Raw genomic sequence first — 22,363 nt, forward strand, 5'->3', positions numbered from 1 at the left:
CTAAATCTAATTCAGCAAAAAGCACATGACAAGCTCCCGTGCGGATGCAAGATTTATCAGGAGCCACAAATAAGCGATGGCACGCATACTTTTGATTATGACGATTGTTCTAGGTTTTCTTGGATGCAACCAAGCCAGAGCTTCAGCAACTGGGCAATATCTTGCTGATCTCAGGCCTTCTGATATGCTCTATTTACAACTGATCCAAGTGGGCCAAGATATCCAAGGATCCATGCTCTTTGTGTCTGCAAAGAAGCGTGGAGAAATTGAGTCTGCGCAGTTAGGAGTTAGAGGAATCATTGACGCAGACATGATGACTCTAACCTTGTCTCCATCGGGAAGCATTCTGCAAGGACGCAAGAAAGGGCGTAGCATTTCAATCGATTTTCCTTCGGATGGACAGATAGTAACATTGTTATTTACTCCAACAGATGCCAAATTTTATTCGGAACTTGTAGCCGCTTGGAAAAATGAGCACAGGATATCCTATCAGCGGCAAGAGGCTATTCGTTCGAGTAGAGCCGCTATGGAGAATACGATACAAAAAATCAAGGAAACTGGACTGCCATCAGCAACCGAAAGCTTAAACAAATCTTTTGATAATCTTGAAAAATATGTGGTGGATATACAAAAAATTGGCACTTCCGTTATCACAAGAGCAGAAAGGGCCGCCATCTCTTGCGACGAGGTTTATGGGCAGCTCAAAGATATGTTTTACGATTCACTTCATCATGGCATTTACTATGGCCCTTTTTCTGATTCGGTTCGGGAGTACGGGCGTGCTTCACAGGAAATCTCGGTACGAGTAAAGAACAGTCAGGAAATCATAGAGCAACTCTCAATGGAATATCAAGCATGGCGTAATAGCCTAGAAAAGGCTGGCTCTACACCAGATGGGCCGTCGATAAGTGACATTGAAGTTGTTATCTCAAACTATAAAAAGAAGATCGAGGCCGCAAATTCTGCGCGCGAAACGTCTATTAAAACCGCCAGGAATCTCCACGCCGAAGGAGATGAAATATATCAGCGAGCACGCAGCAGTTATGAGCGAGCAACAAGAACTTGCAGATAGAATAGGTGGGCGGCTTTTACCGCCACGTCGCCCAACAAAGTGCTCCAGCCGACAGCCTCGCCTTTGGCGAGTCTGCGGCTTGGCTTGAATGTTAGATTTCATAGGTACAAATATGTGCGAATCTGAAAACACAGAAAAAATCTCAGCAATTAGAAAATTCGATATCGCATTGCGAATGCGAGATTTTGAGATTACTCAACTCGCACAGCGGAATAATTTCTTTATGATTTTTCAAGGTGTATTGTTTGCTGGTCTTGTTCAGTCTAGCCATACAAAGCCTATTGTTAGTTTCATGGTTTGTATGGTCGGCTTCCTTGTTTCTATCTTTCAAGTGGGGATGGCAAGTGGTGCAAAATTCTGGCAGGAATATTGGGAGCAAAAGCTCTCAGATTATGAAGCTTTGGCGAGTTCCGCCGAATCCGCTGAGCTATTCCATGATGACGTCAATAAATACAAAAAAACTGTCGAAGACCGAATGGACAAACGTGGGGTATGTGGACTGCTAAAAGATTTGATTATGTATCGTTTTTCTGTAAGCCGTATCCCAATTTACGTTGGCATAGCGTTATCAATGATATGGGGATTGCTCGTAATTTGCGCACTTCGCGGATACCCGCCTTTTTCAATTCCAAGCTTTATTGTTGGGTTTTGAAATCTAACCCAGCCATAAGGAGGTCCCCGTCAAGGATTGGCGCATGATGTCTTTGCCTTAGTGCTGGCAATACGCCTGTCATTGTTTCCAAAGGGCATGCGCGCTGCCAGTTGGCGTATCCACTGTTGCTCTGCACAGGCTTTGCTGGGTTCCATGTTCATGGCTCTTTTTCGGCCATCCCGCCTTATGCCAATGGGGCACTGCATCGGGGTTTTCCGCGCCCCTGCCACGCGATTGCAGCCCCATCCGGCGCAATAATGGCGTTTTCCTGTCCAAACCATTTTTGTTGCGAGAAGGGGGATTCCATGCGCCGTCGATTCAATTTGTCTGTGGGGTCGCGCAAGCTGCTGGCGGGGCTGGCCTGCTGTGCCAGTTGGCTGGGGCTGGCGGCTGCGCCTGCACTGGCGCAGGAGGCTTCGGGTTTTCCGCAGCGCACCATCACGCTGATCGTCAATGGTGGGGCGGGCAGTTTGCCTGATATTTTTGCCCGTCCGCTGGCCGAGCAGTTGCAGCAGTCGCTGGGGCAGACGGTGGTGGTGGACAACCGCCCTGGCGCGGGGGGCATGGTGGCCTTGCAGCAGCTCAAGGGCAGTGATGGCAGTGGCCACACGCTGGCGATCGTGACGAATGCCCATGCGGTGTGGAGTCCATACATTTTCCCCAAGCTGACCTATGACCCGGCGGTGGACCTGAAGCCGGTCAGCCCGATTGCGGTGCTGCCGATGGCCCTGGTGGTGAACCCCAAGGTGCAGGCGAAGAACCTGAAGGAGTTGTTCGCGCTGGCGAAGGCGCAGCCGGGGGTGCTGAACTATGCGTCGTCGGGCAATGGCAGTCCGCCGCATGTGCTGTTCGAGGTGTTGCTGAGCCAGGCGGGCAAGCCGGACATTGTGCACATTCCGTTCAAGACCGGGCCGGACGCGCTGATGTCCACGGTGGCCGGGGACACGCAGATTTATTTTGCCGGTTCCGCGCTGGTGGAGCCGATGCTCAAGGATGGCCGCCTGCGGGCACTGGCGGTGAGTCCGGCGGTGCAGAGCGAGGGCTTCGCGCAGGTTCCCACGCTGGAGCAGGAAGGCCATGCCGGGTTTGAGAGTGCGGTCTGGATCGGGCTGGTGGCGCACAAGGATACGCCCGATGCCGTGGTGGCGGTGCTCAACCGCGCCGTGACCCAGGCCTTGCAGGCCCCCGCCTATCTGGCCACGATGCAGGCCAATGGCTCGATTCCGTACCCGGACAGCGCGGCCGGTTTTGCACAGCGCATTGCCAGGGAGCGCAGCGAATGGGCACCGCAACTGGAGCGGCTGGGCATCCGGCCCAATTGACGAGGTTTTTCCAGGCCGTGCCAGCCCCTACAATCGTGCGATTATGACCATGACCGATTCTTCTCTCGCAACGTCCGGCACGGCTTCGGTGGCGGACGATTCCACGGCGCGTGCCGGTAATTTTCTGCGTGCTGCCATTGACGATGATTTGCAAAAGGGCACTTATGCCCATCGCCGCTGGGGCGGCAGTCCGGGTGACGGCGCGCACCATGGGGCCGGTGTGCCCGACCCGGCCCGCATCCGCACGCGCTTTCCGCCCGAACCCAATGGCTACCTGCATCTGGGCCATGCCAAGAGCATCTGGCTGAACTTCTCGTCGGCGCAGGAGTATGGCGGTGTCTGCCATCTGCGCTTCGACGATACGAACCCGGAGAAGGAGGAGCAGGAGTACGTCGATTCCATCCGTGACGTGGTGCGCTGGCTGGGCTACGATAGCCGCTTTGCCGATGTGCCGGGCCAGCCCGGTGCGGTGCAGGATCATGTCTATTACGCCAGCGATTATTTCGATTTCATGTACCGTGCCGCCGAGTATCTGGTGGAATCGGGCCATGCCTATGTCGATGAGCAAACGCCGGACGAGATGCGTGCCAACCGGGGTGACTTCAACACGCCCGGCACCGACAGCCCTTTCCGCAGCCGCAGCCCTGCCGATAATCTGGCGCGTTTGCGTGCCATGCGCGATGGCCAACTGGCCGATGGCGCAGCGGTGTTGCGGGCGAAGATCGACATGGCCAGCCCTAACATCAACTTGCGCGACCCGGCCATCTACCGCATCCGCCGCGCCACCCACCACAACACGGGCGACAAGTGGTGCATCTACCCGATGTACACGTTTGCGCACCCCATCGAGGACGCGCTGGAACAGATCACCCACAGCTTCTGCACGCTGGAGTTCGAGGACCAGCGGCCTTTCTACGACTGGCTGCTGGAACGCCTGACCGAAGGCGGCCTGCTGCACAGCCCGCCACCGCGCCAGTATGAGTTTGCGCGGCTCAATGTCACCCACGTCATCACCAGCAAACGCCGCCTGCGGCAACTCGTGGAGCAAGGGCATGTGGATGGCTGGGACGACCCGCGCATGCCCACGCTGGCCGGTCTGCGCCGCCGTGGCTATACGCCGGATGCACTGCGGCTGTTCTGCGAACGCTCGGGTGTGAGCAAATCGGGTGGCTGGATCGACTATGCCGCGCTGGAAGGCGCGTTGCGTGACGTGCTCGACCCGGTGGCCCCGCGCGCGCTGGCGGTGCTCGACCCCGTCAGGCTGGAGCTGACCAACTGGGACAGCGTGTTCGGCCTGGGGCATCTGGAAGTCTGCCACGCCCCACTGAACCCGCACGACCCGGAAGCCGGGCAACGCGCCTTCACGCTGGGCCGGGAGAGCTGGGTCGAGCGCGAGGACTTCATGGCCGTGCCCGGCAAGGGCTATCGCCGCCTCTACCCGCCCCATACCGGTGGCGACGGCCAGCCCAAGGAGGGCAACAAGGTGCGCCTGAAGTACGGCTATGTGGTGCAATGCACCGGCTTCGAGCAAGATGCCGATGGCCGCGTCACCAAGGTGCTGGCCGAGATCATCCCCGATACCAAGAGCGGCACCCCCGGCGCGGACAGCGTCAAGGTCAAGGGCGTGATCGGCTGGGTGGGCGCACACGAGGCGACACCGGCAGAGTTCCGGCTCTACGAACGCCTGTTCCGTGCCGAGCACCCCGGTCAGGCCGAGCTGGAAGATGAACTCAACCCCGACAGCCTGCAAGTCATGCACGGCTATGTGGAAGCGGGGCTGTTGCAGAACCTGTACAGCGAAGAGCACGCGCCCCAACCGTGGCAGTTCGAGCGGCTGGGTTATTTCATCCGCGACTGCAACGCGCCGGTTTCGGACACCCAGGTGGTCTTCAACCGTGCCAGCGGCCTGAAAGACGGCTGGAAGTAAGGGGCAGACGCCATGCCATTGCCCGCCCGTGTCCGCCTGGTTGAAGTCGGCCCGCGCGACGGCTTGCAGAACGAGCCGCAGCCGGTGCCCACCGCCGTCAAGATCGAACTCGTGCACCGCTTGCAGGCCGCCGGTGCGCGGGACATCGAGGTGACCAGCTTTGTCTCGCCGCACTGGGTGCCGCAGATGGCGGACAACGCGCAGGTCATGGCCGGTATGGAGCGACCGGCGGGGGTGCGCCATGCCGTGCTGATTCCGAATCTGCGCGGCTTTGAGCGTGCCCTGCCGTATCGGCCCGATGAGGTGGTGGTGTTTGGCGCGGCCAGCGAGACCTTCAGCCAGAAAAACATCAATTGTTCCGTGGCGCAGAGCATCGAGCGTTTCGCCCCCGTGGTGCAGGCCGCGCGGGCCGAAGGCATTGCGGTGCGCGGGGCCATCTCGTGCGCACTGGGTTGCCCGTATGAAGGTGCCATCGACCCGGCCCAGGTGGGCGAAGTGGCAGGCCGGATGAAGGCCATTGGCGTGCAGCATGTGGGCGTGGCCGACACCATCGGCGTGGGCACGCCCCGCGCAGTGCAGCGGGCACTGGAAGCGGCCTTGCGGCACTTCGACCTGGACGATGTATCCGGGCATTTTCATGATACCTATGGGCAGGCCCTGGCGAATACCTACGCGGCCCTGGAAATGGGTATCTGGCAGTTCGATGCTGCCGTGGCCGGGCTGGGGGGCTGTCCTTATGCCAAGGGCGCGACCGGCAATGTGGCCACCGAAGACCTGGTTTATATGCTGCACGGGTTGGGCATCGACACCGGCATCGATCTGGACGCGCTGGTGGATGCGGGCCTGTACATCAGCCAGTGCCTGGGGCGACCCTCACAGTCGCGTGCGGGTACGGCCATTGCCCGCAAGCGGACATGAGCCAGATGCCGATGCCGGTTTCGCCCCCACTGCCAAGCGCGTCAGTGCAGCGCGTGGCGGCGGCCTTGCAGCAGTTGCAGCACCCCCACGCGCCACAGTGGCTGGCGCAGGAGGCCCGCACCGCCGAAGCAGCGGCGCAAGTGCTGGGAGTGCAAATGGGGCAGATTGCCAAGAGCGTGATTTTTCAGCGGCTGGCCGACCAGACGGCGGTGCTGGTGGTGACGGCGGGCGACCGGCGCGTGGACGTGAACCGGGTGAATGCCTTGCTGGGCACGGTGGGGCCTGCCAGAGCCGCGTTTGTGAAGGCGCAGACCGGTTTTGCGATTGGCGGTGTCAGCCCGGTGGCCCATGCCCGGCCACTGCTGTGCCTGCTGGACGCATCGTTGCAACGCTTCGATACCCTGTGGGCGGCAGCAGGCCATCCGCGTGCCGTGTTTTGTTTGCAACCCGATGATCTGGAACGCATTACCGGCGCGCCCTGGGCCGAGGTGGCGGCATCGGAGGTACCAGCGTGAACCGCGCGGATGCGCCTGCCCCTTCGCGGGCGTTGCTGCGTCTGGCGGCTCTGGCGCGGCAGCGGATCGGGCTGGCCGCTGCTGCACCTGCGGGGCACTCGGTGCCGATGTTGCCGTCTCCCTGTGTGGGCGTGTGCCGTCTGGCCGAATCACCCGCCACGGAACCCGTGGAGTCGCCCCTGTGCGTGGGCTGCTGGCGCAGTCTCGATGAAATCATGGCGTGGCGCGATGCGCCCGAAGCAGAGAAACAGCGTATCTGGCAGGCGATTGCGCAACGTGCTGGCATCCCGCCGATGTTTTGATGCTTTGCAGACCTTTCTTCAAGGTCTGGAATGGGCAGACTCAAATGACACGACCTCGGCCCATGCGGCCTCCAGCGCGTCCTGGGCCTCGGGTGCCTGCACACCCAGTCGCACCCAGCCCGGCAGTCCGAACGAGCTGCAATCGCGCAGCTTGATGCCTGCCTTGCGCAAGCGCAGCAGTGCCTGCGGCAGATCGGCCACAGGCGGTCTGGCCAGCAGGTAGTTGGCCAGACTGCCGTCCATCACTTCCCAGCCCATGCGTGCGCACAGGGCCTGCTGCCAGTGCCGGTACTGCGTCAGGCGAATGCGGCTGGCATCCAGCCAGCGTTGGCAGTCATCCTCCACCCACGCCATCAGCATGGCCACGCCGTGGCTGCCCAACGGCCAGGAGGGAGCCAGTGCGTTCAGTTGCGCTACCATTGCCTGCACGATGGCCGTGCCACGGGAGTCGGGCAGTGGCGCAATCGCATACGCCGCACGCACACCCGTCAGGCCCAATGCCTTGTTGGGGCTGTACATTTGCCAGCACGATGGCTGCATATTCCGCCCCCGGTGCAGCCAATCGCGGGCGGTTCTGCTGTCCAGTCTCAGGGGCAGATAGGCGCAGTCGCACACGCGCCATAGGGCATTTTCTGTGGCGTTCGGCTCTGCCAGCCAGCAGGCCAGTGCAGCGTCGCTCTGGCCGGTGGGGCTGGCGGGTTCACAGGCCCATTGCAACACCGTGCCCTCATGCCTTGGGAAGGTCTGCACACGCCGCACGGCATCCATGCCTCGTGCCTGTGCCGCGTGCGCATACTCGCCATAGCTGTGGAGCGGCAACAGCACCCGCTGGCTGCCCTGCGATTGCGCCCAGGCGGTCAGACGCTGAATCAGTTCGCTGGCACTGGCTCCCAGCACCACCCGCCACGCGGCCACCCCGTGCCAATCGGCCAACTGCTGGCGCAAGTGCGTGTACTCTGGGTCGGGGTAGTGGCAGGCATCGGCCTGGCGCACCGCCTCCAGGGCCGCAGGGCAGGGGCCTGTGGCATTGCTGTTGGTGGAAAAGTCGTACAGAGGCACGCCCTGACCATCGGCACCGCCGTGAATGCGCGTGGGCACTACCACCATCTAAGACCTCCCGCCACAGCCGCCATAGCCGTCACGGCCAGCGCAGCCCCTGCGATGGCCGCCAGCAGCCACACCGCACGCTGGCCCGCTTGGCAGGCACGCGCAATGTCTGCTGGTGCGGGGAGCTTGCCTGTGGCATTGAGTGTGTAAACCACTGGTTTAGCCAGACGCAAGCCCAGCAGCAATGCCATCGCCGCCATCGGCCAGCCGCCATTGGGCGAAGGCGTGTGCCGTGCTTCCGTGCGCAGACTGCGCCAGTGTGTGCCGATGCGGGCATGGGCTGCCAGCAGCAAAACCGCCGTCAGGCGTGCCGGAACCCACGACAGCACATCATCGGTCCGCGCGGCCCATTTGCCCGCCCACAGCCAGTCGCGCCCGCCACGCTCTCCTGTATAGCCCCACATGGCATCGGCCGTGTTGGCCATGCGGTACAGGGCAGCCCCCGGCAGGCCCAGCAGCACAAACCAGAACAGCGGGGCCACCACCGAATCATTCAGGTTCTCTGCCAGGGTTTCCATCGCCGCCTCGCACACCTGCGGTTCATCCAGCGTGTGCACATCCCGGCTGACCAGCCGTGCCAACTGTGTTCTGCCAGCGGTCAGGGACTGTTGCAGGCTTATCTGCACGGCCAGCACCTCGTCGTGCAGCATGCGCCAGGCCATCATGGGCTTGAGCAGCAAGGCCAGCCCCACAGACTGCCACAGCAGGGCCATCACCCCATCCGTGCCCGGCAGCAGCCTGCCCATCGAAACCAGAGCTGCCTGTAACACAACCGCAGTGCCCACCACCAGCAAGGCCAGCAGCCACCATGCCGCCGCCCCCAGCCAGAACGTGCGCCACGGGTTTGGCAGACCTTCCCTGGCCTCACACCGTGGTGCTATGCGCTGGCCCAGGCGATGCAGGGCCTTGCCCATCCACACCACCGGATGCACGGCCGCTGGCGGCTCACCGCGCCACCAGTCCCACCCCAATGCCAGCAGCAACGCAGGGATGGCGGCGGGCCAGGCCAGGCCGAAACCCAGCGAAAAATCAAGCGACTGTGCCCCATTCATCTGGTTCTATCGGGTTCTGCGAGATGGTCAGGCCGATGGATAGTGCACCGACAGAATGCTCAGGTACTGCACGCCAGCCGGGGTGCGCAGTGCCACTTCATCGTCCACGCGGGCCTTGAGCAGGGCGCGTGCCACGGGGGAAATCCAGCTGATGCGCTGGCGCAGCGAATCGGCCTCGTCTACGCCCACGATGGTGATGGTCTGCATCTCGCCGTGCTGGTTTTCGTAGGTGACGGTCGCGCCGAAGAAAATCTGGTCTTTGCCTGCATGAATGCGGGCATCCACGACTTCGGCGATTTCCAGCCGTTTGGTCAGGAAGCGCACGCGCCGGTCAATCTCGCGCAGGCGTTTCTTGCCATACAGGTAGTCGCCGTTTTCCGAGCGGTCGCCGTTCTTGGCTGCCCAGTGCACGGTTTCCACAATCTGCGGGCGTTCCACTTCCAGCAACTGGCGCAGTTCGGCGTGCAGGCGTGCGTGGCCTTCGGGCGAAATGTAGTTCTTCGTGCCACGCGGCAGGGCGACGGCATCGGGCGGCAGATCGTCGTCGTCGCCCTGGGTATCTTCTTTGGTGAAAGCCTTGTTCATGCCGCCCAGTGTAGGGCCTGTGCCGACCACCGGGAACGTTAGGGTGGGTTGTGCCAGAATGGCAAGGCATTGACATACTCGAACGTGTTTACGATCTCGGCGCGAAGCTGTATGGCTACGCCATACCCTATGGGTTGCACCTCAAGAGGCGCATCTGCGGCGTTGAAAATCCTCGCCGGGCCACCAGCCCGTCTGCGGTTTTCGCCTTGCAGCTACGCCTCTTAAGGCACAACAGCACTCGCGCCGAGATCGCAAACACGTTCTTAGACGGAGACATACCCCATGCACTTTTTTGACGAGGCCATGGCATTGCGCCCATTGGATGATGGCAGCCTGGAGGGCACAACCTCACCCGCCTACTGGAACATGGTCGGCCCGTATGGCGGCATCACGGCGGCCGTGCTGTTGCAGGCCGTCTGGCAGCACCCGCAGCGACTGGGCGAGCCGCTGAGCATCACCATCAACTATGCGGTGGCAGTGGCCGAGGGCCGGTTCCGCATCCGCGCCACGCCGGTGCAGACCAACCGCTCCACCCAGCACTGGATTGTGGTGCAGGAGAGCACCAATGCCCAGGGCGACACCGTGGTGGCAACCACGGCCACCGTCATAACCGCTGTGCGCCGCAATACCTGGTCGGCCAGCGGCTCTGCGGTGGCTCCCGTTGCGGCGGCTCCGCAACCACCGCAAACCCAGCCGGTCATGGCGGCATTGTTTGCCGACATGCAGTGGCGCAGGCAGTACGAAACCATCTTGCTCGAAGGCCATCTGCCGCTGCATTGGGAAGGGCAGGAATCCGCCGAAGATCGCAGCCTGCTGTGGGTGCGGGACGTACCACCACGGCCCCTGGACTTTCCGGCCCTGCTGGCCATGTGCGATGTATTCTTTCCGAGTATTTTGCTGCGCCGCGCCACGCTGGCCGCATTCGGCACCGTGACCCTGACCGTCTATTTCCATGCCGATGCCACCCAGTTGGCCGCAGTGGGCAGCGATTACCTGCTGGGCCAGTCGCAGGGGCGCGAATACCGCAACAATTACGCCGACGACGAGGCCCGCCTGTGGAGCCGCGACGGCGTACTGCTGGCCACCGCCAGCCAGATGCTGTATTACAAGCAGTGACGCCGTTCTTTCAACCTTTTGTTCTTTTGCCATGACACACGACATTCTTTCGCACCAGGAGGGCGCGGTACTGACGCTGACGCTGCACCGCCCCGAGAAGAAAAACGCCTTCACCCAGGCCATGTACCAAAGCCTGACCGAACGGCTGCGGCAGGCCGCGCAGGATGCCAGCGTGCGGGTGCTGGTCATCCAGGGGCAGATCCACTGCTTCAGCGCGGGCAACGACATTGCCGACTTCGTGGCCAGCACCGAGCAGCCCGGCAGTGGCCTGCCCGATGCCACGTTTGCCTTCATGAAGGAGCTTGCGCAGTTTCCCAAGCCGCTGGTGGCCATTGTGTGCGGCCCGTGCGTGGGCATTGGCACCACGCTGCTGCTGCATTGCGATCTGGTCGTTGCCGGGGACAACGCCGTGTTTGCCCTGCCATTCGTGAACATCGGGCTGTGCCTGGAAGCAGGCTCCAGCCTGTTGCTGCCCGCGCTGATGGGCTACCACCGCGCGGCCGAGGCCCTGCTGCTGGGCGAGCCATTCTTTGCCGAGGCGGCCATGGATGCCGGGCTGGTGAACCGCATCGTGCCGCCCGACGAAGCCAACGGCATCGGTCAGGCACTGGCGCAGAAAATCGCGGCCAAGCCGCTGGAGCCGCTGCTGGCCACCAAACGCCTGCTCAAGGCCGACCAGTTGCCCGAAGTGTTGCGGCGCATCGATGCCGAGGCCGAGGAACTGGTACGGCTGCTGCAACAGCCTGCCGCCAAGGAGGCATTCCGCGCATTCCTGGAAAAGCGCAAGCCGGATTTCTCCGGCCTGTGACCATGCTCTGCAAGAAACGGCAAGCATGATTCAAAACATTCAGTCCCTGCGCTTTCTGGCAGCGGCTCTGGTGCTGCTGCACCACATGTACAACCCCTGGGTTCCCGAACCGCTGGCGCGCATGGGGTTTGCCGGGGTCGATATTTTCTTTGTCATCAGCGGCTACATCATGGCCGAGACCACGCGCAGCACAGAGCCTGGTGCAGGCAATGCACTGCGGTTCCTGTTCAAACGCTTTTCGCGCATCTACAGCGGCTGGTGGCCTTTTTTCCTGGTGTATCTGGTACTGGCCTACCTCTCCGGGGGGGTGGAAGACCGGGTCAGCCTGCCCGGCTCGTTCTTTCTGGTGCCACAGGACTTGCCCCAGAATCTCGAAGGCATCACCTGGACGCTGAGTTTCGAGCTGTATTTCTATCTGCTCACGGGTATTTTGCTGGCGTTCACGCGCAAGTGGATGCCGCATTGCTTCGCCATGGCCGGTGTATTGCTGATCGCCCTGAATGTGTACCACTACGGCATCGGCCTCTACCAGCCCGAGAACGCCCACATTGCCAAGCAGAACATGTGGGTGCCGTTCTATACCTCGCCGCTGATTCTGGAGTTCATTGCCGGATTCCTGTTTGCCGAATGGTTTGCCCGCAGGCGCGAAGCCACGGTGCTGCCCTGGGTGGTGACGGCGGGGGTGTCGCTGGCGGCCTGCTATGCCTTGCAGGAGCATTTCGGCGTGGAGTTTGCCGGATTCTTCAAGGTCAGTGAACGGGTGGTGCTGTATGGCTCTTTCGCCCTGTCGTTGATTGCGATTGCCGTCAATCTGGAAAAAATGGGCATCACGCCGCTGCGCATGGTGCAGAAGATGGGCGATGCGTCCTATAGCATCTACCTGTCCCATCCGGCCATCATCGCGGTCATGGGCCATGGCTTTCACCATTGGGGCATCGCTGGCAAGGTGTCACTGGAGCTTTGGATGAGCCTGTGCGCGGTGCTGGTGGTGGTCTTTTCGGTGCTCAACTACCGCTGGGTGGAGCGGCCACTCTACCGGCTGTTTCTGGGCCTGGCAGGCCGGAGAAAGCCGGTGGGATGAGTGCTCTGGGGCATTGCCCGCAGCGGATTGCAAAAGCCAGCGGCTTGCGGCTTTTGCCGCAGTGACGTACTGCGGGGAATGTGCTGGCGCAAACGGGACGGACCATGCACTGATCCGGTTCCCGTGGCTGTGCTCCCGGAGCCGAAGAATCAGGCTGGTCAGGCCGCTTTCTTCTGCGAGTCGATCTGGGCGACCCACTCGCGTGGGGCCATCGGGAAGCCCAGGCGTTCGCGGCTGTCGTAGTAGCTGCGGGCGACGCTGCGGGCCAGGTTGCGGATGCGGCCAATGTAGGCGGCGCGTTCCGTCACCGAGATGGCACCGCGCGCATCCAGCAGGTTGAAGGTGTGTGCGGCCTTGAGCACCTGCTCGTAGGCGGGCAGTGCCAGGGCTTTGTCCATCAGCAACTGGGCTTCCTTTTCGTAGGCGTTGAAGGCCAGGAACAGGAATTCAGCGTCCGAGTATTCGAAGTTGTAGGTCGATTGCTCCACCTCGTTCTGGTGGAACACGTCGCCGTAGCTCACGCCTTCCGAGTAGGTCAGGTCATAGACGTTTTCCACGCCTTGCAGGTACATGGCCAGACGCTCCAGCCCATAGGTGATTTCGCCGGTGATGGGGCGGCAGTCGATGCCGCCGACCTGCTGGAAGTAGGTGAACTGCGTCACCTCCATGCCATTGAGCCAGACCTCCCAGCCCAGTCCCCACGCGCCCAGGGTGGGGTTCTCCCAGTCGTCTTCGACAAAGCGGATGTCGTTCTTCTTCAGGTCGAACCCCAGGGCTTGCAGACTGCCCAGGTAGAGATCGAGGATGTTGGCCGGGGCGGGCTTGAGCACGACCTGGTACTGGTAGTAGTGTTGCAGGCGGTTGGGGTTGTTGCCATAGCGGCCATCCTTGGGGCGGCGGCTGGGCTGCACATAGGCGGCCTTCCAGGGTTCCGGGCCGATGGCGCGCAGGAACGTGGCCGTGTGGCTGGTGCCCGCGCCGACTTCCATGTCGTAGGGCTGCAACAGGGTGCAGCCCTGCTGGTCCCAGTAGTTTTGCAGGGTGAGGATGATTTGCTGAAAGGTGAGCATGGTGGTTCAGGAATGGGGCAGGCAGCACCTGTTGGCGAAAGGCCGATGCGGATGAAAACCCCGGATGGTGCTGCGCAAAAAATGCCGGTTCATTCTAAGCCAAAGCCAGTGCCTGCCATGGCAAGGGCTTGTCAGGTTGCTGACTGTTGAATGGAGCCTCTTGCGCATGTCTTTCATCAGGGTTTGCAGCCAGCAAACGAAGGCTGCGTCCATGACTGTTTGTAGTCATGCCGTCCACAATCCTTTACCGAGACATCATCGACCCAAGCCCCAAACAGGGTATTGGTGGAAATGAGAGACAGGGAAGCAAATAGGTTTGAACCATTGCATGGCAATGATTCAGGGGGGAGTTTTATTGCTTGCTACGGTGGGGAAGCCCTTGTAGCCTGAATTAAGCTGTGTCGCGAAGCGGTGTCGGCTTTAATGAATTGTTCGCCCTCTTGTTTCCGTGTTTTGCAATCAGGAGCATCCTAGAATCCGTTTTACAGCTACATCCAGTTCTTCACCGGAGGGTAGATTTGGACCAGAGATGAAGCGTTGTGAAAATTCGTCCAACGAAACGCGAATTTTTCGCTTATTGACAAGAATACGCTGCTGACCATGATTCGCAGGTGGAGATAAATCGTAAGTATGGATAGTCAGGACATTCGCACCCTTGGTGGTAACAAGCGGAATGTCTGCACCAATAATGTCCTCGAACTTGCGATACACAATATCGGGAAGCACGAAATACAAGCCAGCCTTAACCAATTTGGAGTTGGAATACACGACACCTTTTCGGATGATTTGTGGAATTAGTCGTTTATGAACATTTGCCCAATTCATACCGTGCTCAGATGATGGGATTGTCTTGGTATTTGGAGTCAAGTTTTTATAGGCGTACCACGCATCGCGGTAGTTGTTTGTGATGTCAATACTTTGAACTTCAATTCCGACGTATTCAATCAATTGGTTGTTTTCAATCTTTGCCAGCACCCAGTCCATTGAAAGGCTGCGACCAATCTTCACCTCCTTGCCAGATTTTTGTCCCAGAGCGACGACGAAAATACCGCTTTCGTCTCGATGTCTGATGTATTCATCAAATAAAACAAACCGCGCCATCTTTCCAAATGCATCTTCTGCGACTGCACGTAGCGTTGCATAGTCTTTTTCATAAAGCCGATTCGGGCAGATGATGCAATCACCATAAGCTGTGGTGACACTACATGTTCCATAAACGACGGAAGAGTCATGGTTAGACTTGCTGCACGCCTTATTGATGAAAGGACACGCACCCAGATTCCATAAACTACGAACGGATTGCGTCAAATCATCTGGAGCGTAACCGAATATTTCCACAAGATCTTTGTTCGTTGGGCGTACGAGTGACATCATAGGTTACCCAGGAGTTTCGCAATCTCGTCGCCGACAGCCTTTCCAAGCAGAGGTGGAACTGCATTGCCAACCTGCTCGTATTGCTGCGTGATGCTGCCAGAAAATTGATAGCTATCAGGAAAGGATTGAATTCGCGCAGCTTCGCGAACAGATATAACACGGTCTTGCGTTGGATGAAAAAAACTACCCCAATGTGGGTCACACTTAGTCAGCACGGTAGAGCAAAGCGCGTCTGGGTGGAGTCGACCATAGCGTTTGGTGTGATCGCTTCGACGCGCACGCTTCAATCCAGCCGGAAGCAAATCAAACGGAATGTCACGCCAACTCCCCCCCTGCGGAATAAACTTGAGTCGATCTAAATTTACTTGTGCCACTCTTGCAGAATAATGTCCGGTTAGTCTAGCGCATCCGTCTCTCAAATATTCTTGATATACATTTTGTGGTGGCAGAACATAGCTCTCGGGGCTGATTGACGCACCATTATCAATGGCTGGCAAATCAGACATCGCATCCCAAACCGTCGTATGTGGCTTAAGTTCCTGTGCGAATAGAGGAGGCACAGAAAGGCACAACTCGCGTGCGCCAGTAAAATTTGCTATCGCTTTGGCATTATATTGAGGGTCAGGAAAAGAAATTTCATGTTTGAAGTTGCGGATGCCGATGAAAACCGTGCGAAATCGCATTTGTGGAACACCGTGATGCCCGGCGAACAAAATGCGATGCTTGACGGTGTAACCCATTGCTTGCAGTTCTTTGTAGATTTGCTCAACCACAGTGCCGCGCCCTAGCGAAACGATGCCAGGAACATTTTCAATCAGCACGGCTTTGGGTTTAATGGACGATACAACACGCAAGAAATCCTTGAATAGATGGTTGCGTTCATCATCCAATGTCCGTATCGGTGCATTGATGGAAAAACCTTGACAAGGTGGGCCTCCAGCAACCAAATCTACCTCTCCGCTAGATACCCCAAGTTTGTGCTTCAAATCCGTTTCGCTAACTTCTCGCACATCACCCACGACGACTTTCGTTTCTGGGTGATTGAGTTTGTAGGTTTCGGCAAATTGAGGAATCCACTCATTTGCCAACAAGGGCGAAAAACCAGCTTGCTTGAGGCCACAGGATAATCCCCCCGCCCCGGCGAATAGATCAATGCTCTTCATGTCGTGAAAAATCTCCGATTTCTGTATACCTCATATGCTGCATTATGTTCGCTGAGCTTATTCGTTAGCGCGTACTTTGACCGGTGCCATTGATGACCGACGCTACGGAAGACACCATCTGCTGGATCGTGTTCGTTTTCGAATCAATCGCTAGCTTGTCGGCAAGCGACGGACTGTACCGAAGAATGTCGTCTTTCGTAATTTCGTGCCAAATCGGAAGAATTACCTTCTCGCCGATCATCTGACGCGCGGTGAGGCCTTCAAGTTCGTACTGAGGCCAGTTCTTGGAAAAGAACGCGCGCGAGAGTACTACGATGCCATATGACGAATTGGCAAGGCCGTGGTCTATTGACTTGCTAAGACTGTCACCCACCTTCAACTCAAACTCGTCGTACCAAACTTTGAAACCATGTTGGGCGAGCGCGGCGGCCAAGGGCCGAACAAGAGCCTCTTTGTCTTCACTCGCATGAGACACAAACACATCAAACGCTGTCTTTCGCCCACCCATTCGAAGCGAATTTATATCTGCCTTCTCAAGCCATCGGATGGCATTTTTGCGCCAATTTTCATCGTTCTCAATTTCCAAGGTGATGATCACTGAGTGGACTGACTCATTCTGGTATCCACGTAGAAGAGGATCCATTCGCTTCAAAAAGTCCTGCTCGATAGCGTCTCGGTCGGCTTCAATTTGCGCGTAGTGCGCGGAAGGCAATCTCAGAGTAACCGTATAGCCGTATGTACCACCATTCCAGTTATCGTAGTCTGTTTGCTCAACTTCAGATTTTGATTTGGCGAGTACAGCGACCTCTCTTCTTGCTCCTTGCATAGCGTAGATCTGAGCGAGCGTTCGAAGAATTCCTTCCATGTCGCTGGGAATTTTTGCCACAAGGCCTCCATTAGTGAACTGCGCACGCTAACGCAGAGGTAAGCAGCGCAGGCAAGCGCAGCTTGCCGGAGTCGGCTTGACCGCCGGGTTAGGCGTCTGAAAGGGTGAAAGATGAAGCTATATCACGCAACAACTCAGAAGAAAGCGAAGCAGTACAGGCAGACCGGAGCCATATTGGCACCTGTGCGCGGATTTACAACCATGCAGGCAGCAATGGCCTGGGCGATGAAGGTGGGGCGAGGCTTGGTGGAACGACGGTAACGTGACAGATTGGCGCTGCGTTTTCTCAGCCATTGGCGCTGCATAACTACATTTAGACGCACAACCATAGCCCACCAGCACGGTCTAAAAAACTTTTTGTAAACGTTGCCCATAGCAAAAAATATTGGCAATCTGAAATTTAGACCGCCTAAAATTTTGCAGATGGAACAACGACCACCTTCGTCACTGGTGGCTGCCAAACCTGTGCATTGGCTCGATCAGGTACGGTCGGCCATTGCACTCCAGCATCATTCTATTTCGTACTGGGCAGGCGTATATGAAATAGGGCATGTCATCCTGCATATCGATGAGCTGCTGTGCCTGCCGATGTCGCGCTGCTGTGGGAGGCCGCCGCATCCCTGGTGAGCCAGAGTGCGTTTTTCCGGCGGGTGCAGCAGCCATAGACGGCATGCCTATAATGGCCGTTCGGTGCGCATGGCATCTGCGGCATCGCAACGTTATCAAGCAATCAAGGGGTTATTGTGGTCAGGCTTCTGATGATCGACAACTACGACAGCTTCACCTACAACATCGTGCAGTATTTCGGGGAACTGGGCGCGGATGTGCAGGTGTTTCGCAACGATGAAATCACGCTCGAAGGCATCGAGGCCCTTGCGCCCGAGCGGCTGGTGATTTCACCGGGGCCATGCTCTCCTGCCGAGGCGGGCATTTCGATTGCGGCCATCCGGCACTTTGCGGGCAAGCTGCCGATTCTGGGCGTGTGCCTGGGGCACCAGAGCATTGGCGCGGCATTCGGTGGCCGCATCGTGCGCGCCAGGGAATTGATGCACGGCAAGACCAGCACCATCACCACCACCCAGCAGGGCGTGTTTGCCGGGCTGCCGCGCCAGTTCACCGTGAACCGCTACCACTCGCTGGCCATCGAACCGGCCAGCCTGCCCGCAGAGCTGGAAGTGACGGCCTGGACGGACGATGGCGAGATTCAGGGCATTCGCCACAGAACCCTGGACATCGAAGGCGTGCAGTTCCACCCGGAAAGCATTCTCACCGAGCATGGCCATGCCATGTTGAACAACTTCCTGGTGCGTTCTGCACCGGCCCCGATGGCGGCCTGAGGTGCGGCCGGTCCGCCTGCACCGGGCGGTGGCAGGGCAGGGGGCATCTGTTGCCCGGATGGATGGGCCTTCCAGCGGCATGGTCTGGGTGTGATGACGCACCCAGACCATGCCGCTTTTTCTTTCACCGATACCGTGCCTGCAAAGTTGGCGCGATTTTTGTATGCAATCCGTGCATCTGGCGGGATACCGCCTGGCTTGCCGATGGTGCAGTCGCGCAGGCCACGACATGGTTTGCAGCAGCTTCTGTGAAAGGAATACATCGTGAAAATCATCATCATCGGCGCGGGCATGGGTGGCCTGACGGCGGGCATCGCGCTCCAGCGTGCTGGCCATGAGGTCGAGGTCTTCGAGAGAGTGCAGGAAATCCGGCCTGTGGGGGCGGCCATTTCGCTGTGGTCGAATGGGGTCAAGTGCCTGAACTACCTGGGGCTGGAGCAGCAGGTGGCTGCGCTGGGCGGACGCATGGATTTCATGGCCTATGTGCAAGGCCACAGCGGCAAGACGATGACGCGCTTCAGCCTGGAGCCGCTGGTGCAGCAGGTGGGGCAGCGGCCCTATCCGGTGGTGCGGGCGGCCTTGCAGGAGATGCTGCTGCAAGCCTGTGGCCGGGACAGGGTGCACCTGGGCCGGGCACTGGTGGCCATCGAGGAGCAGGGCGACGAGGTGGTGGCCGTGTTCGCCGATGGCAGCCGCGCGACGGGCGACCTGCTGATTGGTGCGGATGGCACGCACTCCATCGTGCGCAGCCATGTGCTGGAGCACCCGCCGCAACGCCGCTATGCCGGTTATGTGAACTGGAATGGTCTGGTGCAAGCATCGGCGGACATGGCCCCGGCCGACCAGTGGACGACCTTTGTGGGCGAGGGCAAGCGCGTCTCCGTCATGCCGGTGGCGGGCGGGCGTTTCTATTTCTTCTTCGACGTGCCATTGCCGGGTGGTTTGCCGTATGAACGTGCCGATGCCCAGCGGCTTCTGCGCGGTTACTTTGACGGCTGGGCGCAGCCGGTGCAGACCTTGATCGACCGCATCGACCCCCAGACCACCAACCGCGTGGAAATCCACGACATCGAGCCGTTCATGACCTGGACGCGGGGGCGCGTGGCCCTGCTGGGCGATGCCGCGCACAGCACCACGCCCGACATTGGCCAGGGGGGCTGTGCGGCGATGGAAGACGCGGTGGTGCTGGCCATGTCCTTGCAGACGCACACGCTGGGCGTGCCGGATGCACTGCGGCGTTACCAGAACCGCCGCAACCAGCGCGCGGCCGATCTGGTGCTGCGCGCGCGCAAGCGGTGCGACATCACCCACGGCAGCGATCCGGCCCTCACGCAGGCCTGGTACGACAGCCTCTGGCAGGAGGATGGCAGCGGCATCATCCGGGGAATCGTCGCCAATATCGAAGGCAATCCGCTGGGGTGACAGGGATGGGCGGGCGTTGCAGGTGTGCTGTTTTTTGCAACGGATGATGAAAATATCTCTGATGGACTGCAACATGGAAACCCCCTACAGTGAACGCCAGAACCCACTGAACCAGAGCCTGGAGCGACCATGAACATGCCATCCACTACCGCCACGATCATCCCGATGAAACGCGCCGCCACACTGCCGCCGCACTGCACCTTCGAGCCGGAGGACTGGCGGCGGCTGGCCCGGCACTGGTATCCGGTGGCCCTGGCCAGCGAGGTGGGCGAGGCTCCCTGCAAGCTCACGCTGCTTGACGAGAATCTGGTGGCCTACCGCAGCCACGGCACGCTGGTGGTGGCGCGGGATGTCTGTCCGCACCGGGGCGTGCCGCTGACGATGGGCCACCACGATGGCGAAGGCGTGGTCTGCCCCTACCACGGCCTGCGCTTCGGGGCGGGTGGACGCTGCAACCGCATTCCCGCCAGCCCGCACCAGCCGATTCCGGCCAAGCTGCACCTGATGACCTTTCCGGCGGTGGAACGCTATGGGCTGGTGTGGACTTGCCTCGACCCGCAGGAAGGGGCCGATGCGCCGCAGATTCCAAACCTGCCGCACTGGGATGACCCGGATTTCGTGCAGGTGGTCTGCCAGCCTTTCGACATTGCCGGTTTTGCCGGGCGGCAGATCGAGGGTTTTCTGGACGTGGCGCACTTTGCCTGGGTGCATACCGAGACCTTTGCCGATCCCGACAACCAGGAAGTGCCCGATTACCGCACCCACGAAACGCCCACCGGCTTCGTTGCCGACTACTACAGCAGCATGTCCAACTACGCCAAGGACGCGGGCATCCCCGAGCCGGAGGGTTTTGTCTGGCTGCGCCACTTCGAGGCGCATCTGCCGTTCACGGCCACGCTGACCATCCATTTCCCCGATGACCGGCGGCAGGTCATCATGAATGCCGCCTCGCCCGTGTCGGCACGCAAGACCCGGCTGTTCGTGCCGATTGTGCGCAACGTGAACAAGCACATTCCAGCCGGGGAGATCCAGGCGTTCAACCGGCGCGTGTTCGATGAAGACCGCATCATGGTGGAGGCCCAGAAGCCCGAACGCCTGCCACTCGATCTGACGCTGGAAGCGCACATTCCGGCCGACCGCAGCTCCATTGCCTATCGGCGCGGCCTTCAGCGCATGGGTTTTGGCGATTTCTTTCTGGTCTGAAAGGAGGGTGCTTCAGATGACTCCCACATTGGCTCACATGGATGTCGTGGTCGATGCCCTGATCGCCCAGGGACAGGGCAATCTGGCCGTGCGGCTGGTGGCCGCCGAAGGCCAGCCGGCATTGCCTTCTTTCGAGGCCGGGGCGCACATCGATCTGCACCTTCCCGGTGCATTGGTGCGCCAGTATTCGATTGCCAGTGCGCCAGAACAGCGCAGCCACTACCTGCTGTGCGTGCGCCGCGAGGCCGCATCGCGTGGTGGCTCTGCGTATGTGCACGAGCGTCTGCGCGTGGGCGAGAGGTTGCGCATCGGCACGCCGCGCAACCTGTTTCGGCTGCACACGGCGCGGCACAGCATTCTGCTGGCAGGCGGCATTGGCATCACGCCGCTGCTGAGCATGGCGCAGGGGCTGGATGCGGCAGGCCAGTCCTTCGAGCTGCACTACTATGTGCGCCACCGCCGCGATGCCGCCTTCGCCCGGCAACTGCAAAAAGGCTTTCGCCACGGCACGGTGCATCTGCATTGCAGCGCGGAAGGCGACAGTGCCCGCCACGGCCTGCCGCAAAGCCTGCACACACCGGATGTCGCCAGCCACATCTACACCTGTGGTTCGCACGGCTTCATGGCGCATGTGCAGGAGACGGCGCAACGCCAGGGCTGGCCTGCCGCCCAGTTGCACCAGGAGGCCTTTGCCCCGGCCCCAGCCAGCGAACCGGCAGGCGGGGCGCAACAGGAGCAGGCGTTCGAGGTGGAGCTGGGTTCCAGCGGGCAGGTGTACACGATTCCCGTCGGGCGCAGCATTGCTGCCGTGCTGCTGGATGCCGGGGTACCGGTGCCGCTGTCCTGCGAAATGGGCATTTGCGGAGCCTGCCTGACCCCGGTGACAGCAGGCCAGCCCGACCACCGCGACAGCGTGCAGAGCGAGGCCGAGAAGGCCGCCGCCGTGCCCTGCATGGCACTGTGCTGCTCGCGCAGCCATTCGCCCCGGCTGGTGCTGGGCCTGTGAGCCGCAGACCTTTGTTGCAGAGCAGGGGGTTACGACCCCCGGTAGGTGGAATAGGCCCAGGGGCTGACCAGCAGCGGCACATGGTAGTGCTGCTCGGGCTGCGCAATGCCGAAGTCCAGCCGCACCGTGTCCAGGAACGGTGGCGCGTCCTGTGGTGTGCCCTGTGACCGGAAGTAGGCGGCCACCTCGAATGCCAGTTGGTAACAGCCTGCCTGCAACTGCCCGTCCTCGAACAGTGGCCGGTCGGTGCGGCCGTCGCCATTGAGCACATACCGGCCCAGCAGCGTGGCAGTGCCTGCATTGGTGCGGTACAGGGCCACGGCCATGCCTGCGGCAGGGCGGCCATTGGCGGTGTCCAGAACGTGTGTGCTCAATCCCATGAGAGGGCCTTTCGTGGTGCGTGGCAGTGACGGGGGTGTGTACTGGCGCAGCAGTATCCGTGCCA

The 22,363-nt window shown here is 60.0% G+C and carries 22 protein-coding genes; 14 read left to right on the forward strand and 8 right to left on the reverse strand.

Annotated features, from left to right (window positions below):
* Positions 1-97 precede the first annotated feature (97 nt).
* The 7 genes from BUE21_RS14460 to BUE21_RS14940 all read left to right on the forward strand — a co-directional run bounded on the left by BUE21_RS14460 (position 98) and on the right by BUE21_RS14940 (position 6,708).
* Positions 98-1,072, forward strand: a complete 975-nt coding sequence (locus BUE21_RS14460) for a hypothetical protein (protein ID WP_143164445.1) — start codon at positions 98-100, stop codon at positions 1,070-1,072.
* A gap of 112 nt (positions 1,073-1,184) precedes the next feature.
* Positions 1,185-1,724 carry a RipA family octameric membrane protein gene (locus BUE21_RS06340; RefSeq protein WP_143164446.1) on the forward strand — a complete coding sequence of 180 codons (540 nt, stop codon included), beginning with the start codon at positions 1,185-1,187 and terminating at the stop codon, positions 1,722-1,724.
* A gap of 305 nt (positions 1,725-2,029) precedes the next feature.
* A complete protein-coding gene (locus BUE21_RS06345) occupies positions 2,030-3,046 on the forward strand; it encodes a Bug family tripartite tricarboxylate transporter substrate binding protein (RefSeq protein ID WP_234971068.1) in 1,017 nt (338 codons plus the stop codon).
* A 49-nt stretch (positions 3,047-3,095) separates the two neighbouring features.
* A complete protein-coding gene (locus tag BUE21_RS06350; RefSeq protein ID WP_073355911.1) occupies positions 3,096-4,973 on the forward strand; it encodes a glutamine--tRNA ligase/YqeY domain fusion protein in 1,878 nt (625 codons plus the stop codon).
* A gap of 12 nt (positions 4,974-4,985) precedes the next feature.
* Positions 4,986-5,891, forward strand: a complete 906-nt coding sequence (locus tag BUE21_RS06355) for a hydroxymethylglutaryl-CoA lyase (RefSeq protein WP_073355856.1) — start codon at positions 4,986-4,988, stop codon at positions 5,889-5,891.
* Positions 5,888-6,406 carry a YbaK/EbsC family protein gene (locus BUE21_RS06360; RefSeq protein ID WP_234971069.1) on the forward strand — a complete coding sequence of 173 codons (519 nt, stop codon included), beginning with the start codon at positions 5,888-5,890 and terminating at the stop codon, positions 6,404-6,406. Before BUE21_RS06355 ends, BUE21_RS06360 begins: the two co-directional genes overlap by 4 nt.
* Positions 6,403-6,708 carry a DUF1289 domain-containing protein gene (locus BUE21_RS14940; RefSeq protein WP_234971070.1) on the forward strand — a complete coding sequence of 102 codons (306 nt, stop codon included), beginning with the start codon at positions 6,403-6,405 and terminating at the stop codon, positions 6,706-6,708. The genes BUE21_RS06360 and BUE21_RS14940 overlap by 4 nt, the downstream gene beginning before the upstream one ends.
* An 18-nt stretch (positions 6,709-6,726) precedes the next feature.
* Here the strand turns inward: BUE21_RS14940 and BUE21_RS06370 are convergent, their stop codons facing one another.
* From BUE21_RS06370 to greB, 3 genes are read right to left on the reverse strand one after another with little or no spacing between them, the layout of a single operon-like run.
* Positions 6,727-7,815, reverse strand: a complete 1,089-nt coding sequence (locus BUE21_RS06370; protein WP_073355857.1) for an aminotransferase class I/II-fold pyridoxal phosphate-dependent enzyme — start codon at positions 7,813-7,815, stop codon at positions 6,727-6,729.
* The gene (gene cbiB, locus BUE21_RS06375) at positions 7,806-8,867 is read right to left on the reverse strand and encodes an adenosylcobinamide-phosphate synthase CbiB (protein WP_073355858.1); all 1,062 of its coding nucleotides are present in this window, start codon (positions 8,865-8,867) and stop codon (positions 7,806-7,808) included. The genes BUE21_RS06370 and cbiB overlap by 10 nt, the downstream gene beginning before the upstream one ends.
* A 27-nt stretch (positions 8,868-8,894) precedes the next feature.
* Positions 8,895-9,452: a transcription elongation factor GreB gene (gene greB, locus BUE21_RS06380; protein ID WP_073355914.1), complete on the reverse strand. Its 558-nt coding sequence runs from the start codon at positions 9,450-9,452 to the stop codon at positions 8,895-8,897.
* A gap of 282 nt (positions 9,453-9,734) precedes the next feature.
* Here greB and BUE21_RS06385 point away from each other — a divergent pair, with 282 nt between their 5' ends.
* The 3 genes from BUE21_RS06385 to BUE21_RS06395 are packed head-to-tail and all read left to right on the forward strand — an operon-like array spanning position 9,735 to position 12,457.
* Positions 9,735-10,568, forward strand: coding sequence for an acyl-CoA thioesterase (locus tag BUE21_RS06385; protein ID WP_073355859.1), 834 nt, complete (start codon positions 9,735-9,737; stop codon positions 10,566-10,568).
* Positions 10,569-10,599: 31 nt separating this feature from the next.
* Entirely contained in the window at positions 10,600-11,376 is a 777-nt protein-coding gene (locus BUE21_RS06390) for an enoyl-CoA hydratase (protein ID WP_073355860.1), read from the forward strand.
* A 25-nt stretch (positions 11,377-11,401) separates the two neighbouring features.
* Complete coding sequence (locus BUE21_RS06395) at positions 11,402-12,457, forward strand: acyltransferase family protein (RefSeq protein WP_073355861.1); 1,056 nt, start codon at positions 11,402-11,404, stop codon at positions 12,455-12,457.
* Between the two features lie 158 nt (positions 12,458-12,615).
* Here the strand turns inward: BUE21_RS06395 and glyQ are convergent, their stop codons facing one another.
* The 4 genes from glyQ to BUE21_RS06415 form a co-directional block, all read right to left on the reverse strand.
* Positions 12,616-13,527: a glycine--tRNA ligase subunit alpha gene (gene glyQ / locus BUE21_RS06400; RefSeq protein WP_073355862.1), complete on the reverse strand. Its 912-nt coding sequence runs from the start codon at positions 13,525-13,527 to the stop codon at positions 12,616-12,618.
* 459 nt (positions 13,528-13,986) lie between these two features.
* Positions 13,987-14,898 (reverse strand): NotI family restriction endonuclease, encoded by a 912-nt coding sequence (locus tag BUE21_RS06405; RefSeq protein WP_073355915.1) that lies wholly within the window; start codon positions 14,896-14,898, stop codon positions 13,987-13,989.
* Positions 14,898-16,064: a DNA cytosine methyltransferase gene (locus BUE21_RS06410; RefSeq protein WP_073355863.1), complete on the reverse strand. Its 1,167-nt coding sequence runs from the start codon at positions 16,062-16,064 to the stop codon at positions 14,898-14,900. Before BUE21_RS06410 ends, BUE21_RS06405 begins: the two co-directional genes overlap by 1 nt.
* A gap of 64 nt (positions 16,065-16,128) precedes the next feature.
* The gene (locus BUE21_RS06415) at positions 16,129-16,950 is read right to left on the reverse strand and encodes a toll/interleukin-1 receptor domain-containing protein (protein ID WP_200796703.1); all 822 of its coding nucleotides are present in this window, start codon (positions 16,948-16,950) and stop codon (positions 16,129-16,131) included.
* Between the two features lie 758 nt (positions 16,951-17,708).
* Between BUE21_RS06415 and BUE21_RS06420 the strand changes: the two genes are divergently transcribed.
* The 4 genes from BUE21_RS06420 (at position 17,709) to BUE21_RS06435 (ending at position 21,918) form a co-directional block, all read left to right on the forward strand.
* On the forward strand, positions 17,709-18,287 hold the full coding sequence (locus tag BUE21_RS06420) for an anthranilate synthase component II (RefSeq protein WP_073355865.1): 579 nt from the start codon (positions 17,709-17,711) through the stop codon (positions 18,285-18,287).
* 264 nt (positions 18,288-18,551) lie between these two features.
* Positions 18,552-19,709, forward strand: coding sequence for an FAD-dependent urate hydroxylase HpxO (hpxO, locus tag BUE21_RS06425; protein WP_073355866.1), 1,158 nt, complete (start codon positions 18,552-18,554; stop codon positions 19,707-19,709).
* 129 nt (positions 19,710-19,838) lie between these two features.
* The gene (locus tag BUE21_RS06430; RefSeq protein WP_327068548.1) at positions 19,839-20,912 is read left to right on the forward strand and encodes an aromatic ring-hydroxylating oxygenase subunit alpha; all 1,074 of its coding nucleotides are present in this window, start codon (positions 19,839-19,841) and stop codon (positions 20,910-20,912) included.
* A 16-nt stretch (positions 20,913-20,928) separates the two neighbouring features.
* A complete protein-coding gene (locus BUE21_RS06435; protein WP_084522968.1) occupies positions 20,929-21,918 on the forward strand; it encodes a PDR/VanB family oxidoreductase in 990 nt (329 codons plus the stop codon).
* Between the two features lie 29 nt (positions 21,919-21,947).
* Here BUE21_RS06435 and uraH read toward each other — a convergent pair whose 3' ends face one another.
* Positions 21,948-22,298, reverse strand: coding sequence for a hydroxyisourate hydrolase (gene uraH / locus BUE21_RS06440; protein ID WP_073355869.1), 351 nt, complete (start codon positions 22,296-22,298; stop codon positions 21,948-21,950).
* Positions 22,299-22,363 lie beyond the last annotated feature (65 nt).

The sequence above is a fragment of the Lampropedia hyalina DSM 16112 genome, assembly GCF_900129055.1.
GTDB lineage: Bacteria > Pseudomonadota > Gammaproteobacteria > Burkholderiales > Burkholderiaceae_C > Lampropedia > Lampropedia hyalina.

Excerpts from the sequence above, each read along its gene's own strand:
- BUE21_RS06410 (WP_073355863.1), bottom strand. The coding sequence starts at position 16,064 with ATGAAGAGCATTGATCTATTCGCCGGGGCGGGGGGATTATCCTGTGGC.
- uraH (WP_073355869.1), bottom strand. The coding sequence starts at position 22,298 with ATGGGATTGAGCACACACGTTCTGGACACCGCCAATGGCCGCCCTGCC.
- BUE21_RS06340 (WP_143164446.1), top strand. The coding sequence starts at position 1,185 with ATGTGCGAATCTGAAAACACAGAAAAAATCTCAGCAATTAGAAAATTC.
- BUE21_RS06405 (WP_073355915.1), bottom strand. The coding sequence starts at position 14,898 with ATGTCACTCGTACGCCCAACGAACAAAGATCTTGTGGAAATATTCGGT.
- BUE21_RS06390 (WP_073355860.1), top strand. The coding sequence starts at position 10,600 with ATGACACACGACATTCTTTCGCACCAGGAGGGCGCGGTACTGACGCTG.
- BUE21_RS06355 (WP_073355856.1), top strand. The coding sequence starts at position 4,986 with ATGCCATTGCCCGCCCGTGTCCGCCTGGTTGAAGTCGGCCCGCGCGAC.
- BUE21_RS06395 (WP_073355861.1), top strand. The coding sequence starts at position 11,402 with ATGATTCAAAACATTCAGTCCCTGCGCTTTCTGGCAGCGGCTCTGGTG.
- BUE21_RS14460 (WP_143164445.1), top strand. The coding sequence starts at position 98 with ATGACGATTGTTCTAGGTTTTCTTGGATGCAACCAAGCCAGAGCTTCA.
- greB (WP_073355914.1), bottom strand. The coding sequence starts at position 9,452 with ATGAACAAGGCTTTCACCAAAGAAGATACCCAGGGCGACGACGACGAT.
- BUE21_RS06370 (WP_073355857.1), bottom strand. The coding sequence starts at position 7,815 with ATGGTGGTAGTGCCCACGCGCATTCACGGCGGTGCCGATGGTCAGGGC.
- BUE21_RS06360 (WP_234971069.1), top strand. The coding sequence starts at position 5,888 with ATGAGCCAGATGCCGATGCCGGTTTCGCCCCCACTGCCAAGCGCGTCA.
- glyQ (WP_073355862.1), bottom strand. The coding sequence starts at position 13,527 with ATGCTCACCTTTCAGCAAATCATCCTCACCCTGCAAAACTACTGGGAC.
- cbiB (WP_073355858.1), bottom strand. The coding sequence starts at position 8,867 with ATGAATGGGGCACAGTCGCTTGATTTTTCGCTGGGTTTCGGCCTGGCC.
- BUE21_RS06435 (WP_084522968.1), top strand. The coding sequence starts at position 20,929 with ATGACTCCCACATTGGCTCACATGGATGTCGTGGTCGATGCCCTGATC.
- BUE21_RS06385 (WP_073355859.1), top strand. The coding sequence starts at position 9,735 with ATGCACTTTTTTGACGAGGCCATGGCATTGCGCCCATTGGATGATGGC.
- BUE21_RS06420 (WP_073355865.1), top strand. The coding sequence starts at position 17,709 with ATGATCGACAACTACGACAGCTTCACCTACAACATCGTGCAGTATTTC.
- BUE21_RS06430 (WP_327068548.1), top strand. The coding sequence starts at position 19,839 with ATGAACATGCCATCCACTACCGCCACGATCATCCCGATGAAACGCGCC.
- BUE21_RS06350 (WP_073355911.1), top strand. The coding sequence starts at position 3,096 with ATGACCGATTCTTCTCTCGCAACGTCCGGCACGGCTTCGGTGGCGGAC.
- BUE21_RS06345 (WP_234971068.1), top strand. The coding sequence starts at position 2,030 with ATGCGCCGTCGATTCAATTTGTCTGTGGGGTCGCGCAAGCTGCTGGCG.